A 19,930-nucleotide genomic window follows, 5' to 3' on the forward strand; every position below is an offset into this window, starting at 1 on the left:
TGGGGCTTTTTGTTTTACCTCTAAAGTAAAAGTATTATAGGGTTTTTTCAAAAAATTGCCCCGGTTTGACAAATTGATCCTACTGAAAACGATTTTATTACTATCTAAAACAAAAATTATAAAAAAATAGCAATAATTAAGGATAATTGCTTCCAAAAATCGACACATTAGTCTATAATGTAAGGGAAATAAAAAATGTAATAAGGAGACAGAAATGTTTTTTAAACGTTCGAACGGTGAATTCCGTGAAACGGATCGTGTGACTCGTTTCAAATTGATCAAATCAGGTAAAAACTGGTTGCGTGCTGCGACTTCTAACTTTGGTCTTTTGAAGGTCATTCGTGGTCAAGTCGAAGAGACTGTTGTAGCTGAAGTGCGTGAAGACGCAGTATCAGTGAAAGAAATGACAAGCCGTGGCTTGCTCAAAGGGATCGTAGCAGCAGGGGCTGTTCTTGGTGCAGCTACAGTAGCGAATACTGCCAAAGCAGATGAAACAGGATCAGACGTTGCGACTGCATCTGAGCTTTCAAGTGAAGCACTTGTAGAACAAGGAAGTACAGTCCTTGGAACAACATCAACAACAGAATCTCAGTCTGAATCAACAACAGCATCAACAACTGAGTCAACTACTGAATCTCAATCAACAACAGAATCAGCTAGCGCTTCTGCATCTGCAAGTGCTTCAACCTCTACAAGCGTATCTGTATCTCACTCAGCTTCATTGAGCGAACAAGGTTCAGCAGAACTTTCAGCAGCTTCAAGCGAATCAACTGTAGCAGCTGGCTCTGAAGCAAGTGTAGAAAGCACTACAACAGTAGCGAAAGCTGAAGATAAAGTTGTTTTGGAACAAAACACTTCAGAAGCAGCATTGTTGAACAAGATTGCAGGAGACTACTCAGCAACTGTTTCAGCTCCAGAAAAGAAAGCAGCACTTGAAGCTGCCATCGCTAAAGTTCAAACAGAATTGACAGCAAGCAACAGCTTGATCAATGCCAATGCTTCAGCTCAATCATACGCAGACCAACGCGAACGTTTGAGCAAGTCAGTAGATGACATGATGGCAACCTTGACTGCAGCAGGATTTACTGGAAACACAACAGTAAACGGTGCTCCAGCAATTTCAGCTCAGTTGGCACCAATCTCAACATCTACTTCTGGTAGTGTAGCTACTAAGCCGGTTATCTCAAATGCAAATGGTGCAACGATTGAAGATGCAGCCTTCAATGAAGCTGGTTATGCTTTGGATCCAAACACAGATCGTTTCACTTTCGGTGTATGGCAATTCCTTAAAACAAACCACGCTACTGGTGCTAAAACAAACTTTGATTACTACGCTACACTTTCAGTGGACCGTTCAGCAATCACAGGTAGCCTTTCAGCTAACCCAGATGTTTACTTGCGTATCGTTAAGAAGTCTGATGGTACAGAAGCTTACACTCGTACTATTCATGCTGGAGAAAGCAATATCTCACTTCCAAGCTACATCACCAACAACAACTCTGATGTAACCAACACTTTGACATACGCACCTGCTAACGGAACTAATCCAGGTAACGTAACCTTCTCATTGGTAAATGCGAACCTTGAGTATGAAACACTTCAAATCCGTGATACCAACTACCCAGGTAACCAAGGTGAAGACAAACAAAACGTTCAAACTTCTGTTCCTTATGCGAAAGCTGATCAAACAACTTACTATAAAGTCGTTGACAGTAGCAAGTACACAGAAGGTCAAACATACAAACCAACTGGAAATGAAACAGTTCTTGCAAGCTATACGCAAACCGGTCTTGCAGGGCAACAATTCACAGCTTCAGGAAACCGTACTATTGAGGGGTACAAACAAGTTCCAGCAACAACAGACGCAACTCAAAAAACATCAGGTATCCTTGGTAAGGGAGTTGTTGGTCAAAAATTGGTTGAACTTCAAGGTGGAGCCAACCACTACTACGTAAAACGTATTTCAGAAGTTGTAGATACCAATGGTTCAACAGTAACGAAATTATATGCTCTTGATCCATCGCAAGTAAGCAACTTCAGTGCAAGTGATGTTGGTACAGAAGATGTATCTAAATACACACTTATTTACACATCATCTGTAAATAAAGCTGGTGATACATGGAACTCAACGGGATCAAAAACTACTCGTGTAAACAGCAAAAATGGTGACTATTATATTGATGTTGTCGAAACTGCAGGTAGCAACTCCCTAGTAATTACTGGTTGGCAGTCTACTACAGAAAAAGTTAACCTTACGCACGATGAAACTAAGGTTACTGAAGGATTTGCAAAACCATTTACAGGGGCACCAGATGTATCATTAACACCAGCTGGTAAAGGAAATAACAAATGGAACTTGATTGCTGGACGTAATGCTGATGTAGTTGCGAAGGACAAAGTAACAGATTCCACTGGTAAAGTTTCTTACATAGGATTGAAAGGTTTCACTTCATTCTCAAATAACTACTCGGTTCCATCTGCAGTTAAACCATCGACTGATGTAAATTATTACTTTGTTAAGTCAGACGAAAAAGGAAGTGTTTATGTTCACTATAGAGATACTGAAGGTAACGAAATCAAAGCATCAGTAACAGATGAAGATAAACAACCTATCAACAAAAAATATGACACAGTAGTAGATAATCGCCCAGACACAATTGAGTACAATGGTAAGACCTATGAACGTGTTCAAGCAGGAGATTATACTGTTGGTAAGGTTGGTGGAGAAAGTAATCTAGTTAAATCTAATCTTTCTACAGTTAAAGGTACAGATGATGTTATTGGAACAGTAGCTAAAGAAGATAAGAATATAACATATATCTATAAAGTGAAAGAAACACCAAAAGAAGGTGAAGTTGTTATCACTTATGTAGATACGAAAGGTAACGAAATCCAAAAATCTCGTCAAGATACACCTAAATCACCATATGATACACCATATGATACAACTGAAAAAGGTGAAAAACCAAATATCATCAAGACCACTGATGGTAAGACATATAAGATTGTACCTAAAGGTGATTACCCAGTAGGAGATGTTGATGAAAACGGTCATTTGAAGTCTTCAGACCCTATTACTGGTAAAGTTGACAAACCAAAATCAACCATTACTTACGTTTATGAAGAAGTTGGAAGTGTCTTTGTTCATTATAAAGATATTAACGGAAATACGATCATGGGATCTGTTATTGATGAGCAAGATCAACCACTTGATAAGGATTATGATACTGTAGTAGATAATCGTCCTAAAGAAATTAAATTTGAAGGTAAAACTTACGAACTTGTAGAAGCTGGTAATTACCCAGTAGGTCAAGTTGACAGCCAAGGTCACTGGACAGGTGATGATGATACGACTGGTAAAGTGGCTTCAGGTGAGAAGAATGTTACTTATATCTATAAGTTGAAAGACGAATCTCAATCAGATTCAGGTTCAAATTCAGCATCAGAATCAGCTTCACAATCATTATCAGAAGTTGTATCTAACTCACAGTCTGTATCAGAACAAGCTTCTACATCATTGTCTGAATCAGTACAGGAATCAGCATCGGTATCAGCATCTGAGTCATCGTCGTTGAGCACGTCGGCGCAAGAATCAGCAAGCCAATCAGCATCAGAATCAGCGTCAGTATCGGCATCTGAGTCAGCATCGTTGAGCACATCAGCGCAAGAGTCAGCAAGCGTATCAGCAAGCCAATCAGCGTCATTGAGTACATCGGCTTCAGCATCAGCATCTACTTCAGCAAGTCAATCAGCGTCATTGAGTACATCGGCTTCAGCATCAGCATCTACTTCAGCAAGCCAATCAGCGTCATTGAGTACATCGGCTTCAGCATCAGCATCTACTTCAGCAAGCCAATCAGCATCATTGAGCACATCAGCTTCTGAGTCAGCATCAGTATCAGCAAGTCAATCAGCGTCATTGAGTACATCGGCTTCAGCGTCAGCATCAGTATCAGCAAGTCAATCAGCATCATTGAGCACATCAGCGTCTGAGTCAGCAAGCGTATCAGCAAGCCAATCAGCGTCATTGAGCACATCAGCATCAGCATCAGAATCAGCTTCGCAATCTGTTTCAGAATCACAATCAGCTTCAACAAGCCAATCAGTTTCTGAATCAACATCAGCGTCTGAGTCAGCATCAGAATCAGCTTCAACATCAACGTCTGAATCTGTTTCAGCATCTGAGTCAGCGTCAGCATCATTGAGCACATCAGCGTCTGAATCAGCAAGCGTATCTGCGAGCCAATCAGCGTCATTGAGTACATCAGCGTCTGAATCAGCAAGCGTATCTGCGAGCCAATCAGCATCATTGAGCACATCGGCTTCAGCATCAGCATCTACTTCAGCAAGCCAATCAGCGTCATTGAGTACATCAGCGTCTGAGTCAGCTTCTGTATCAGCTAGTCAATCAGCATCATTGAGTACATCAGCGTCTGAGTCAGCTTCTGTATCAGCTAGTCAATCAGCGTCATTGAGTACATCGGCTTCAGCATCAGCTTCTGTATCAGCTAGTCAATCAGCATCATTGAGCACATCAGCTTCAACATCACTTTCTACATCTGTATCACAATCAGCATCTAACTCTTCATCAAATTCTGAAAGTGAAAAACCTCAAGGTGAAGTTATTATTACTTATATCCGTGAGAATGATGGTAAGGAAATTAAAGTCCAACGTCAAGATACTCCTAAGTCAGACTACAACACGCCTTATGACACTACTGAGAACGATGAACAACCTAAGTACATTGAGTTTGAAGGTAAGAAATACGAACGTGTACCGGCTGGTGATTATCCGGTAGGTAAAGTTGATAGTGAAGGACATCTTGAAACTTCTGATCCAATCAAAGGTAAAGTAGAAAAACCAGTTTCTAAGATTACTTATGTTTATAAAGAGGTTAAAGAAGATCCAACGAAACCTAAAGAAGGTGACGTAATCATCACTTACGTAGACGAAAATGGTAAAGAAATTCAAAAACCTCGTCAAGACACACCAAACTCACCATATGACACACCATATAACACAACTGAGGAAGGTGAAAAACCTAATACTATCAAGACTCCAGACGGTAAGACATACAAGATCGTACCGAAAGGTGACTACCCAGTAGGTAAAGTTGATGGCGATGGACACTTGGAATCATCTGATCCAATTAAAGGCAAAGTTGATAAACCACGTTCAATCATCACTTACGTTTACAAAGAAGTGAAAGAAGATCCAACGAAACCTAAAGAAGGTGACGTAATCATCACTTACGTAGACGAAAATGGTAAAGAAATTCAAAAACCTCGTCAAGACACACCAAACTCACCATATGACACACCATATAACACAACTGAGGAAGGTGAAAAACCTAATACTATCAAGACTCCAGACGGTAAGACATACAAGATCGTACCGAAAGGTGACTACCCAGTAGGTAAAGTTGATGGCGATGGACACTTGGAATCATCTGATCCAATTAAAGGTAAAGTTGATAAACCACGTTCAATCATCACTTACGTTTACAAAGAAGTGAAGGAAGAACCAACTCAACCTAAGGGTAGCGTATACGTACACTACAAAGATACTGAAGGTAACACTATTAAACAATCAGTAACAGATGAGTTAGACCAACCAGTAGGTAAAGACTACAACACTGTTGAAGATAACCGTCCACAGTACATTAGATTCGAAGGTAAAACTTACGAAATCGTACCAGTCGGAAACTACACAGTTGGTAAAGTAGATACTCAAGGTCACCTTGAATCAACAGACCCAACAACTGGTAAAGTGGTTGAAGGACGTAAAGACGTTACTTACATCTACAAACTTGTCGAAGAACCTGTACAACCTAAGGGTAATGTATACGTTCACTATGTAGATGAAAATGGTAACACGATCAAGACTTCAGTAGTGGATGAAAAAGACCAACCAGTAGGTAAAGACTACGATACAGTTGTGGATAACCGTCCTAAGACAATCACAACTGCAGATGGTAAAGTCTATGAATTGGTACCACAAGGTAACTACCCAGTAGGTAACGTTGACGGTGAAGGTCACTTGACAACAACTGACCCAACAACTGGTAAAGTTATCGAAGGTGATAAGAACGTTACTTATGTTTACAAACTTGTGAAGACTCCAAACGTTCCAACACCAAATACTCCAGTGCCACCAACTCCAACACCAAATACTCCGGTGCCACCAACTCCAACACCAAATACTCCGGTAGATCCAACACCTAATAAACCAATGGATCCAACACCAAACACACCGGTAGATCCAACACCTAATACACCAGTGAACCCAGTTCCTGAGCAATCATCTAAACCAGCTCCAGCTCTTGAACAACTTCCAAATACTGGTGAAACAGGATCTGTAGCTTCAGCTCTTCTTGGAGCAGTTGCAGGTGTTGCAGGGGTTGCAGCACTTGGAAGCCGCAAAAAAGAAGATGAAAAATAATCTTCTACCCTAATTTGATTCGGTCATTTCAGGTATGTGGGAAATGAAAAAGGATCCAAAAAGAGAACCTCCGGGTTCTCTTTTTGTGTGCTGTTTTTTATGTTAAAAACTAGTCTTAATTAGTTACTTTTGGGGAAAATTAGTGTATAATAACTCGATATCTTATTTTTAAGGAGCGGACATGTTTTTTAAACGTTCGAAGGGTGATTTTCGCGAAACGGAGCGAATCACGCGATTTAAATTAATCAAGTCAGGAAAAACTTGGGTGCGGGCATCTATCTCGCAACTAGGGTTTTTTCGTATCTCTCGTGGTGATGCGACTGATAAAATCGTGAGACCTTTCGAAACTTCTGCTGATCCAGTTCCTGCTCCGATTTCTAAAGGGATCCTTGTGTTGGGGGCTCTTGCTGGAGCAACTACAATTGCTACCCCTGTGTTGGCAGAGGAAAATGAGGTGAGTTCGTTTCTCGAATCTGAAATCATTCCAACAACAGGTGTGGTTGGTCAGGACAGTTTTGTTTTGGGAACGACATCTGCTACAGATTCTGGATCAATGAACCGGTCTGTCAGTGAATCCCTATCACATACGGAGTCAGGTCGTCAGTCTGTTTCAAAAAGCAGTTCTTTATCACAGTCGGTTTCTTTGAGCGAATCCTATGTTACAAGTGGTTCAGTTAGTCATGTAGACAGTCCGTTAGTTTCTGAACAGGATCCTGAAATCAGTGAGAAAGTAAACGAGAATCAAACCACTCGCTCAGAGGAAGACGTAAAACGTCTACAAGCCTTGGCTTTGGATTTATACGCCTATCGTGCTCAGGCTTTGGAGATACCTGGAACGGAAGCTGCGATTGAGAGTGGAGATTTTGCTTTAGAAGCGATTCGTAGCGGTTTGTCCAATCCAGCGATTCAAATTGAAGCTGTTGAAAGCCAAGCAAAGAGTGCTCGGAATCGCTTAGCTAATGCGGTGCTCCGTGCTACTTCGGGTCAACGAGATCCGCGCACGGGCAGTTCGTTAGATGCAGAGAATCGTTTTCGTGCGCCGTTTTTCATGAGTGGACCTGCGAATAATTATTTGATTACAGCTTACAATTCAGACCCTGTTAAGCTACAGTACATTGTAAGAGAGCGAAATGGTGGGGTTATCTTGACCTATATGGGATATGCTCCAAATAGTGAGCGCGTTGAAGGCGTTTTAGTTCCCAATGCGACTCTGAAATCTCCGTTCGCACCTATGTTGATCGAAGGGAAAGTTGGAGAAAATGAGGTCGTAGAACCCGGAAAGACTTATACGATTACAGTTCGTTTTACCAATTCGAACAATCAGTTTATTGATCGCTCTTTCCGAATTAAAGTTTTACCTCAAAATGACGGCATTCGTAACCCGATTAGAGATGTAGCGACCGAGCTCTATGTCAACGATACTAGCAATCTAGCAGAGGTTGAGAAAGATAGGATCTGGGAAGCGTTCAAGACCTCTAATCCCCAAATTGTGAGCTCGAAGGACTTCAAGGAGTATTCTGTCTCAGCGTCAGGTGTAGTGACTATTACTTATAAAGATAACACTTCAAATGATGTGACTGTCCCTGTCAAGCACCTTCCGGTACCTACAGTTACGACGCGACTATTGGAGAAAGCGAATACCCAGACACCTGTAACAGTGACAGGTGCCAATCCTGGGTCGACAGTCGTTTTGTATAACAATGACGAAGAAGTTGGAAGAGCAGTAGCCGATGCTTCTGGTCAGGTGATAGTAGTGCCTACAGTGCCCTTGCAGTCAGGTGGAGTGAATGCAAAAGCTCTCATCTTCTACGGTGATCATCCGGTTTATTCGGATGCAAGTAATTTGGTTGCGGTAACGATGGACTCAACAGAATATAGTCAATCTGTATCGAATTCAGAGTCTATTTCGACAAGCCGATTCGAATCTGTTCGTGCATCAGAGCTTGCTTCAAAGAGTGCTCTTGTATCAGCTTCGGTATCAGCCAGCACTAGTGAGTCCGTAACAGTCTCCACCTCAGTTTCGGAGAGTGAACGAGTGTCAGAATCGGTATCGCTATCCGAATCGGCATTTATTTCTGAATCAGCATCTGAGTCAGCGTCAACTTCTGAATCAGCTTCTGCGTCTGAGTCAGTTTCAACGTCTGAATCAGTATCTGCGTTCGAATCGGTTTCTGTATCTGAATCAGTGTCAACATCCGAGTCAGCATCAACCTCTGAATCAGTTTCTGTTTCTGAGTCAGTTTCGACCTCCGAATCAGTCTCGACGTCTGAGTCAGTGTCAGAGTCGGAATCAGTCTCAATCTCTGAATCAGTCTCAGCGTCGGAATCAGTGTCAACGTCAGAATCAGTGTCTACATCTGAGTCAGTCTCGACGTCTGAGTCGGTATCTACATCTGAGTCAGTGTCAACATCCGAATCAGCTTCTGCGTCTGAGTCAGTGTCAACTTCTGAATCAGCCTCTGCTTCTGAATCAGTCTCGACCTCTGAGTCAGTCTCGACGTCTGAGTCAGCGTTAACCTCAGAATCGGTGTCTAAGTCCGAGTCAGCATCAACCTCTGAATCAGTATCTACGTCTGAGTCGGTGTCAATATCCGAATCAGCCTCAACCTCTGAGTCAGTATCAGCATCCGAATCAGTTTCAATATCCGAGTCGGTTTCTGCATCCGAGTCTGTCTCAACATCCGAGTCAATTTCAGCCTCTGAGTCGGTTTCAACATCCAAATCAGTGTCGACCTCAGAATCGGCATCTGCATCTGCATCTGCATCAGAATCAGTGTCAACATCCGAATCAGTCTCAACGTCCGAGTCAGTTTCAACGTCTGAATCAATATCGGCTTCAGAGTCAGTTTCAACGTCCGAATCGGCATCTACATCAGAATCAGTTTCTGCATCTGAGTCAGCGTCAGCCTCTGAATCAGCGTCAGCCTCTGAGTTAGTTTCAGCCTCTGAGTCGGTCTCAACGTCCGAATCAACATCAGCATCCGAATCGGTTTCAACCTCAGAATCAGTTTCTACATCTGAGTCGGTTTCTGCATCCGAGTCTGTCTCAACCTCTGAATCAGTTTCAGCGTCTGAGTCGGTTTCAACATCCAAATCAGTGTCGACCTCAGAATCGGCATCTGCATCTGCATCCGAATCAGTGTCGACATCCGAATCAGCGTCAGCCTCTGAGTCAGTTTCAGTCTCCGAATCGGCATCAACATCCGAATCAGCTTCTGTGTCTGAGTCAGTATCAACATCCGAATCAGCTTCTGCGTCTGAGTCAGTATCAACATCCGAATCTGCATCTGCTTCTGAATCACTCTCGACATCCGAATCAGTATCAACGTCTGAGTCAGTTTCAACGTCCGAGTCAGTATCAACATCCGAGTCGGTTTCTGTATCTGAATCAGTGTCTACGTCTGAATCGGAATCGACATCCGAATCAGTTTCTGCATCTAAGTCGGTTTCTGCATCCGAGTCTGTCTCAACCTCTGAATCAGTTTCAGCGTCTGAGTCAGTTTCAACATCAGAATCATTCTCAGTCTCTGAATCAGCCTCTGCGTCCGAGTCAGCGTCAACTTCTGAATCAGCGTCTGAGTCAGCGTCAGCCTCTGAGTCAGCATCAGTCTCTGAGTCGGCCTCTACGTCTGAGTCGGTTTCAGCCTCTGAGTCGGCCTCTACGTCTGAGTCGGTTTCAGCCTCTGAATCAGTATCAACATCCGAGTCAATTTCAGCCTCTGAGTTGGTTTCAACGTCTGAATCAGTCTCAGCGTCTGCATCGGTTTCTGTATCCGAATCAGTGTCTACGTCCGAGTCGGTTTCTGTATCAGAATCAGTGTCAACGTCTGAATCAGTTTCTGTATCTGAGTCAGCATCAGCCTCTGAGTCGGCCTCTACATCAGAATCAGTCTCAACCTCTGAATCGGTATCGACGTCTGAGTCAGTCTCAACATCAGAATCAGTTTCAGAATCCGAGTCAGTATCAGAAAGTCAGTCAATTTCAACGTCTGAATCAGTGTCAGCGTCTGAGTCGGTTTCAACGTCCGAATCAGCATCTGCTTCTGAATCAGCCTCAGTGTCCGAATCAGTCTCGACATCCGAGTCATTGTCCGCGTCAGAGTCAGTTTCAACGTCTGAATCTGTGTCGACATCCGAGTCAGTTTCTGTATCTGAATCAGTTTTAACGTCTGAATCAGTGTCTGCATCTGAATCAGTATCTGCATCTGAATCAGTATCTACATCTGAGTCAGCATCAACCTCTGAATCAGTCTCAGCGTCCGAGTCAGTATCGGCATCAGAATCAGTCTCAACGTCTGAGTCGGTATCAGCGTCTGAATTAGTCTCAGCCTCTGAATCTGTATCTACATCTGAATCAGTGTCTGCATCTGAATCAGCATCGACATCAGAATCAGTGTCTGCATCAGAGTCATTGTCAGCGTCTGAGTCAGCATCAGCCTCTGAATCGGTATCGACGTCTGAGTCAGTCTCAACGTCTGAGTCAGTTTCAACATCAGAATCAGTCTCAACGTCTGAGTCAGTTTCAACATCAGAATCAGTTTCAACGTCTGAATCATTGTCTACATCCGAATCAGTTTCAACGTCCGAATCAGCGTCAGCGTCTGAATCAGCATCAGCATCTGAGTCATCATCAGCCTCAGAGTCAGTGTCAGCCTCTGAATCAGCATCAACGTCTGAATCAATCTCGACATCTGAATCATTGTCAGCATCGTTGAGCAGTTCAGTATCAGAAAGCCAGTCAGTCTCTACTTCGGTTTCAGTTTCGATGTCAGTATCTGTATCTGAGTCAGCATCGACATCGGAGTCAGTTTCAACGTCCGAATCAGTGTCAGCGTCTGAGTCAGTATCAACATCCGAATCAGTCTCAACCTCTGAGTCGGTCTCAGCATCCGAATTAGTCTCAACCTCTGAGTCGGTCTCAGCATCCGAATCAGTTTCAACGTCTGAATCTTCATCGACGTCTGAATCAGTTTCAACGTCCGAATCAGTGTCAGCGTCTGAGTCAGTTTCAGCATCTGAATCGGTATCTACTTCAGAATCAGTTTCAACGTCTGAATCAGTATCAGCCTCAGAATCAGTATCTACATCAGAATCAGTATCTACATCTGAATCCGTTTCAACGTCTGAATCAGTATCTGCTTCTGAATCAGTCTCAACCTCAGAATCAATCTCTACATCTGAGTCAGTTTCAGCCTCTGAATCGGTATCGACGTCTGAGTCAGCGTCTACGTCTGAATCAGTCTCGACCTCTGAGTCAGTATCTACATCTGAGTCGGCATCTACATCTGAGTCAGCGTCAGTATCTGAGTCAGCCTCAACGTCTGAATCATTGTCAACGTCCGAATCGGTTTCTGCATCTGAGTCAGCATCAGCATCTGAATCGGTGTCAACCTCAGAATCAGCATCAGCGTCAGTATCTGAGTCAGCATCAACGTCTGAATCGGTGTCAACATCCGAATCAGTTTCTGCATCCGAATCAGTATCAACATCCGAATCAGTGTCTACGTCTGAATCAGTTTCAACATCGGAATTAGTATCAACGTCTGAATCAATCTCGACCTCCGAATCATTGTCAGCATCGTTGAGCAGTTCAGTATCAGAAAGCCAGTCAGTCTCTACTTCGCTTTCAGTTTCGACATCAGTATCTGCATCTGAGTCAGCATCATTGAGTACCTATGCACCTGAATCAACTTCAACATCAGTAAGTACTTCAGTTTCAGTGAGTCAATCACAATCAGGATCAACATCTGGTAGCGGTTCATACTCTAACTCAATGAGCCAATCAATTTCTCATTCAGAGTCATTGTCTGCATCAGAATCAGCAAGTGGATCACAAAAACACAGCCAATCTGTGGCCCTTCCAAATACTGGCGAAACAGGATCTGTAACATCAGCCCTTCTTGGGGTTGTTACAGGGTTAGCTGGAATTGCTGGACTTACCCGACGTAAAAAGAAGGGGAACTGATCTAGTAGGAAAAATCATTTTTTCGAGTGAATCTCATAGGAGATTCACTTTTTTACTAGTAGAATGAATTATTTTTTATGTGTTACAAAAAAATTTGAAAATTAAACAATAATATAGAAGTTTTTTGTAGCAAATTACTTGAATCTACGTAGTATTCCTGTATAATTAATAATGACTACAATGTAAGGGGAATATCATGCAATTTAAGCGTTCAAAAGGAAACTTTCGTGAAACAGATCGTGTCGTACGCTTCAAATTAATTAAATCAGGAAAAAATTGGCTTCGGGCATCAACGGCTGCTCTAGGCCTCTTTCGCGTGGTGCGTGGGCAAGTGGAGGAGACCATCATTGCCAATGTACAGCAAGATCAAATAGAAAGTCAAAAGAACGGCCAAGCCTTCTTAAAAGGTTTGATTACGGTAGGAACAGTTTTTGGGGGTGCTGTGCTTGCTACGACAGCTAAGGCGGAGGATGCAACATCACTTGCACCAACGGTTTCCGAGACAAAACAGGAAACCTTGGCAGAAGTAGATAGTGTGGTCTTAGGAAATACCTCTACCCAGTCTTCAGAATCCAGCTCTGTTTCAGGATCAACCAGCCTTTCTACATCTGTGAGTGCATCTGCTTCAATCAGTGAATCCGCTTCTTTGTCCTTGAGCGAAGTTGGATCAACTGCATTATCAACGGCAGTTAGCGAGTCTGCTCAAGCTTTAGAGTCAGAGGTGGTTGTTGAGGAGCCGACTAGTTTAGAAGAAGCCACTGTTTTGGAGCAAAATACCTCTGAAGCTGAATTGCTTCAAGAAATTGCAGGGAATTACGCATCTAAAATGACGGACAACGATCGCCGATCAGTTGTCGAAGCGGTCATTAACAAAGTGCAGGCCGAAGTGACTGCAAGCAATAACTTGATCCACACCAATGCCAGTGCTCAAGCTTATGCTGACCAGCGCGATCGTTTGGAGAAAGCTGTCGATGAGATGATGACGACCTTGACAGCTGCAGGCTTTGTGGGAAATACAAATGTAGATGGAAAACCTGCGATCTCTGCTCAATTAGCTCCTATTGCTGAGTTGGCTAAGAGTAGTAATAAAGAACTAGAGATTACACCAAACATGGATGATCGTAACGGTGCTAGTGTTGAAGATGCCCCTCTAACAGCTACAGATGTTGCCAAAGATCCTCATATCGATAAGCACTATGTTAACCAAACACCTGAAGAGATTGCAGCTTATAAGAAGGATACGGATGCGACTCGCTATACCTTTGGGATTTGGGATTTTGTTAATAAAACAGGAGAATCACTCGGCTATTATGCGACCTTGTCTGTCAATCGTACCGATACCGATCCGAATACCCATGTGGGAAATGATGTATATTTCCGTATTGTAAAAAAATCAGATGGTTCTGAGATTTTCTCTCAAACCTTCTCTGCAAATGTCATTGGGGGCACGCAGTTCCAACTACCTAACGAAGTGTTGATTAAGAAAGCTCCTTTGGGGAATATGTTTGCCTATAGTAAGGCTGATGATGGGAAACCTGGGAATGTTTATCTAGGTACCTACGCTAGTCCTGAGACAAGTTTCCTTGTACGTGATGTATATGATGTAATGAACCCTTCGAAACAAGGGGAACTATTGACTTCGAGAGCTGAAATCAAGGTTCCATCTATGTGGGGGCAACAGTCGACTTTCTACAAAGTGGTAGATCCAGCAGGCAAATGGGTCGATGGAGAATACACGCCAACTGGGAAGGAAGAAGTCTTAGCAGAGTATACCCAATACGGGATTGAAGGTCAGCATTATACGGCCTCCAATGCTCGTGATATTGCAGGATATGTCAAGGTTCCGGTAGTGAACTCGGCTCAAAAAGCAACAACTGGGATCTTTGACAATAGTACGGTTGGCACACGCCGAGTGGAATTATATGGAAATGCGCGTGAGCATTTTATAAGAAGTGAAGTTGTTACAACCAGTCAAAACGGTGACTACATCCTTCGTTACTACGTTCTGGATCCTTCCAAAGTCTATAACGTTTCGAATCTCGATGTCGGGAATGAGGCGGTATTTGATAAGTATACCCTTGTTTATGAAAAAGAGTTTAAACAAGATGTTTCAGATGCCCTTTCTGATTTAGGTGGAACGAATAAAGTTGAAAGTAAGAACAAAGATTATTTCTTGAATGTTACGCCAAAACGGGTGGATGATCGTCATTTTGAGTTAGAGATTACCGGATGGTTTTCGGCTAAGGAAACTGTCACCTATACTGATGAAAATACAGGGAAAGAATACACGGTTCCAAAACCATTCACAGAGCTTCCAAAATCAGCTTTTCTCGGTAACAATCAGACTATGATTGTTGGGAAAGATGCGACACCTCAAGGAGCAGAAGGCTTTTCTAACTTTAAACAAACCATTCAAAAAATGGTGGTTTCAAATCCACTGACGAGCGTGAACTATTATTATCGGAAAATGACGTCGTCAGAATCTGCATCACAGTCTCAAAGTTTCTCGACTTCAACGTCGGCATCCCTAGTTTCAGATTCGATTTCCTTGTCACAATCTGTTTCGGTCAGTGAGTCCGTTTCCTTGTCGCAAGCATCTAGTTCCGCCAGTCAGTCAGATTCACAGGTTTCAACCTCGATTTCCTTGTCACAATCTGTCTCGACAAGTGAATCCAACTCGTTGGTTCAAGAATCGATCTCCACAAGTCAGTCAGAGTCGTTGATTCAAGAGTCAGTTTCAGCGAGTCAATCGGATTCCTTGGTTCAAGCCTCCGTTTCAGCAAGTCAATCGGAGTCGCTAGTTCAAGAGTCGGTTTCAGCAAGTCAATCGGAGTCGCTAGTTCAAGAGTCGGTTTCCGCCAGTCAATCAGAGTCGTTGGTTCAGGAATCCGTTTCAGCCAGTCAGTCAGACTCGCAGGTTCAAGCATCTGTATCGGCCAGCCAGTCCGAGTCCTTGATTAAAGAATCTGTATCCGCAAGTCAATCAGAATCCTTGGTTCAAGCCTCGGTTTCAGCAAGTCAATCAGAATCCTTGGTTCAAGCCTCGATTTCTGCAAGTCGGTCAGAGTCATTGATTCAGGCATCAGTCTCAGCTAGTCAATCAGAGTCGCTGGTTAAAGAATCAGTATCCGTCAGTCAATCAGACTCGTTGGTTCAGGCATCAGTTTCAGCCAGCCAGTCGGAGTCGTTGGTTCAATCGTCCGTTTCTGCTAGTCAATCCGATTCCTTGATTCAAGAATCTGTATCAGCTAGTCAATCCGATTCCTTGGTTCAAGAATCCGTATCTGCCAGTCAGTCTGAATCGTTGCTTCAGGAATCGGTTTCCGCAAGTCAGTCAGAGTCCTTGATTAAAGAATCTGTATCCGCCAGTCAATCAGACTCGCTGGTTCAGGCATCTGTATCGGCCAGCCATTCAGAGTCGCTGATTAAAGAATCTGTATCCGCCAGTCAATCAGACTCACAATCAAAAGCAGCATCAGCATCTAAGAGTGAGTCTGAAAAAGCCTCGAAATCTGTTTCGTTGAGTCAGTCGGTATCCTTATCTAATTTAGCATCTAGATCAATTTCTGTGTCTCAATCGCAGTCAACATCGGCGGTTGGATCGGAGGAAGTGGTTTCTCAACTGATTTCCTTGTCACAATCTATTTCGATGAGCAAAAAGCTGTCAGAATCCGTTTCGTTGAGTCAGTCAGAGTCATTGGTTCAGGAATCCGTATCGGCTAGCCAATCAGCCTCGTTGGTACAAGCATCAGTTTCTACGAGTCAATCCGAGTCGCAAGTTCAAGATTCGGTTTCAGCCAGCCAATCAGAGTCACTGGTTAAAGCCTCAGTCTCCGTCAGTCAATCAGCCTCGTTGATTCGAGAGTCCGTTTCTGCGAGCCAATCCGATTCGCAGGTTCAAGAATCAGTTTCTGCAAGTCAGTCAGACTCGTTAGTACAAGAATCAGTTTCCGCTAGTGAATCAGAGTCTTTGGTTCAGGCATCGGTATCAGCAAGTCAATCAGATTCCTTGGTTCGAGCCTCAGTCTCCGCCAGCCAATCAGAGTCACTGGTTAAAGCCTCAGTCTCCGTCAGTCAATCAGACTCGTTGGTTCAATCGTCAGTTTCTGCGAGTCAATCAGATTCACTAGTTCAAGAGTCAGTTTCGGCAAGTGAATCGAATTCATTGGCTCAAGAATCGATCTCAGCAAGCCAATCAGATTCTTTGGCTCAATCGTCTGTTTCAACCAGTCAGTCCGAGTCATTGGTTCAGGAATCCGTATCTGCCAGTCAGTCAGACTCGCTGATTCAAGAATCAGTTTCCGCGAGTCAATCCGACTCGTTGGTTCAGGCATCTATATCGTCTAGCCAATCAGAATCCTTGGTACAAGCGTCCGTTTCTGCGAGTCAATCAGACTCGCTGGTTCAGGCATCTGTATCGGCTAGCCAATCCGATTCGTTGCTCAAAGAATCCGTATCAGCTAGTCAATCTGATTCCTTGGTTCAAGCGTCGGTTTCCGCAAGTCAGTCCGAGTCATTGGTTCAGGAATCCGTATCTGTCAGTCAGTCAGACTCGCTGATTCAAGCATCAGTTTCCGCGAGTCAATCCGATTCGCTAGTTCAAGAGTCAGTTTCCGAAAGTCAATCGCAATCTACTTCTGATATCGAATCTAAGTCTCAAATTACAGAATCTATGTCCTTTTCTCGTTCTGATTCAATGAGTCAGTCGGAATCGCAAGTATCGACTGATTTGCAATCAACATCATTGAGTCAATCAGAATCGTTGGTGCGAGAGTCAGTTTCTGCGAGTGAATCGGAATCATTGGTTCAGGAGTCTGTATCGGCCAGTCAATCAGAGTCGCAGGTTCAAGAGTCGGTATCATCCAGTCAATCAGACTCACAATCAAAAGCAGCATCAGCATCTAAGAGTGAGTCTGAAAAAGCCTCGAAATCTGTTTCGTTGAGTCAGTCGGTATCCTTATCTAATTTAGTATCTAGATCAATTTCTGTGTCTCAATCGCAGTCAACATCGGCGGTTGGATCGGAGGAAGTGGTTTCTCAACTGATTTCCTTGTCACAATCTATTTCGATGAGCAAAAAGCTGTCAGAATCCGTTTCGTTGAGTCAGTCAGATTCCTTGCTTCAGGAATCAGTTTCTTCAAGCCAATCCGATTCGCTAGTTCAGGAGTCTGTATCTGCCAGCCAATCAGAATCACTGGTTCAAGCGTCCGTCTCAGCTAGTCAGTCAGAGTCACTGGTTAAAGAATCAGTTTCTGCCAGTCAGTCAGAATCGTTGCTTCAGGAATCGGTTTCTGCAAGTCAGTCAGATTCCTTGGTTAAAGAATCCGTATCTGCCAGTCAGTCAGAATCGTTGCTTCAGGAATCGGTTTCCGCAAGTCAGTCAGATTCTTTGATTAAAGAATCTTTATCCGCAAGTCAATCAGAGTCGTTGGTTCAAGAGTCCGTTTCGGCAAGTGAATCAAATTCATTGACTCAAGAATCGATCTCAGCAAGTCAATCAGAGTCGTTGGTTCAAGAGTCCGTTTCGGCAAGTGAATCGAATTCATTGGCTCAAGAATCGATCTCAGCAAGCCAATCAGATTCTTTGGCTCAATCGTCTGTTTCAGCCAGTCAGTCCGAGTCGTTGGTTCAAGCCTCAGTATCGGCTAGCCAATCCGAGTCGTTGGTTCAGGCATCGGTATCAGCGAGTCAATCAGAGTCATTGATTCAGGAATCTGTATCGGCCAGTCAATCCGATTCCTTGGTTCAGGAGTCTGTATCAGCTAGCCAATCCGAATCCTTGGTTAAAGAATCAGTCTCAGCTAGCCAGTCTGAGTCGTTAGTACAAGAATCAGTTTCAGTAAGTCAATCACAATCTACTTCTGATGTCGAATCCAAGTCTCAAATTACAGAATCTATGTCCTTTTCTCGTTCTGATTCAATGAGTCAGTCAGAATCGCAAGTATCGACTGATTTACAATCAACATCAATGAGTCAATCAGAGTCGCTTGTTCAAGAGTCTGTTTCAGCCAGTCAGTCCGATTCCTTGGTTCAGGAGTCTGTATCAGCCAGTCAATCAGACTCGTTGGTTCAGGAATCAGTTTCAGCTAGCCAATCAGAATCACTGGTTCAAGAGTCGATCTCAACTAGTCGATCCGAATCTTTGGTTCAAGAATCCGTTTCGGCAAGTCAGTCAGGATCCTTGGTTCAGGCATCGATATCTGCCAGCCAGTCTGAGTCTTTGATTCAAGCATCCGTATCGGCAAGTGAATCAAATTCATTGGTTCGAGAATCGATCTCGGCTAGCAAATCCGATTCCTTGGTTCAGGAATCTGTATCTGCCAGTCAGTCAGACTCGCTGATTCAAGAATCCGTTTCAGCAAGTCAATCTGAATCCTTGGTACAAGCATCCGTTTCAGCTAGTCAATCAGACTCGTTAGTCCAAGCATCCGTTTCAGCAAGTGAATCAGAATCGTTGCTTCAGGAATCTGTATCTGCCAGCCAGTCAGAGTCGCTAGTTCAAGAGTCGATTTCAGCTAGTCAATCCGATTCGCTAGTTCAAGAGTCGATTTCAGCTAGTCAATCCGATTCGCTAGTTCAGGAATCTGTATCTGCCAGCCAGTCAGAGTCGCTAGTTCAAGAGTCGATTTCAGCGAGTCAATCAGAGTCGTTGGTCCAAGGGTCGATTTCAGCCAGTCAATCAGAGTCGCTGGTACAAGAATCAGTTTCTGCCAGCCAATCAGACTCGTTGGCTCAAGTATCGGTATCGGCAAGCCAATCAGAATCCTTGGTTCAGGAATCCGTTTCAGCGAGTCAATCAGAGTCGCTGGTACAAGAGTCAGTTTCCGCCAGCCAATCCGGCTCCTTGATTCAAGCATCCGTTTCTGCCAGTCAATCAGATTCATTAGTTCAAGCTTCTGCCTTAATAAGTGAATCTGCCTCAACTTCTTATGTCGGAGCTGCATCGCAGGTTTCAGAGTCTGGATCATTCTCTCGATCCGTTTCTGAGAGTCTATCTGCTTCACAATGGACATCCTATTCAGAATCTCTAGCGTCAACATCTGTTTCAAAATCTGACTCCTATAGCCAATCAGCTTCACTCCTTTCTTCAAGCGAATCGGCTTCAACGTCCATGCCAGTATCTGAATTTCCTTTGACGAGTGTTTCAGATTCTAGAAGCGCATCATCGACAGAGAGTCAATCCTTATCGCAGGAAATTTCTGAATGGATTAGTGTGTCTTATGCGCCAAGTTTCTCTGCTATGACCAGTTCTTCAGAGTCTGTCGTGTCTTCATCAAGCACCTCTCACTCAGAATCTCCATCAGATCCAAGCTCGCTAAGTGCGACGCATTCTTCAGGACCTGCTCTTCCAGAGACAGGAGCCCATCCTTCGAACAATATCTTTGCTATAGTAGCTTCCATTCTTCTGTCTGGATTAGCCCTTTTAGGAATTCGGAAAAAAGATGGCAAATAGAACCTTAAAAGACCGGAATGAACCGGTCTTTTATTGATCTAGAATGTCTAAGAAGTTGTGAAATATGTTA

Annotated in this window: 3 protein-coding genes; all 3 read left to right on the forward strand. The window is 43.5% G+C overall.

Going from position 1 to position 19,930, the window contains the following annotated elements; genetic code table 11:
• Positions 1-214 precede the first annotated feature (214 nt).
• Positions 215-6,442: an accessory Sec-dependent serine-rich glycoprotein adhesin gene (locus QM351_RS07165; RefSeq protein WP_414327090.1), complete on the forward strand. Its 6,228-nt coding sequence runs from the start codon at positions 215-217 to the stop codon at positions 6,440-6,442.
• Positions 6,443-6,623: 181 nt separating this feature from the next.
• On the forward strand, positions 6,624-12,407 hold the full coding sequence (locus QM351_RS07170) for a KxYKxGKxW signal peptide domain-containing protein (protein WP_414327091.1): 5,784 nt from the start codon (positions 6,624-6,626) through the stop codon (positions 12,405-12,407).
• A 196-nt stretch (positions 12,408-12,603) separates the two neighbouring features.
• Positions 12,604-19,860 carry an accessory Sec-dependent serine-rich glycoprotein adhesin gene (locus QM351_RS07175; RefSeq protein WP_414327092.1) on the forward strand — a complete coding sequence of 2,419 codons (7,257 nt, stop codon included), beginning with the start codon at positions 12,604-12,606 and terminating at the stop codon, positions 19,858-19,860.
• Positions 19,861-19,930: the final 70 nt, after the last annotated feature.

This window comes from Streptococcus parasanguinis, from assembly GCF_047465465.1.
GTDB lineage: Bacteria > Bacillota > Bacilli > Lactobacillales > Streptococcaceae > Streptococcus > Streptococcus parasanguinis_AI.

Coding starts and splice junctions, on each gene's coding strand:
- QM351_RS07165 (WP_414327090.1), top strand. CDS start 215: ATGTTTTTTAAACGTTCGAACGGTGAATTCCGTGAAACGGATCGTGTG.
- QM351_RS07175 (WP_414327092.1), top strand. CDS start 12,604: ATGCAATTTAAGCGTTCAAAAGGAAACTTTCGTGAAACAGATCGTGTC.
- QM351_RS07170 (WP_414327091.1), top strand. CDS start 6,624: ATGTTTTTTAAACGTTCGAAGGGTGATTTTCGCGAAACGGAGCGAATC.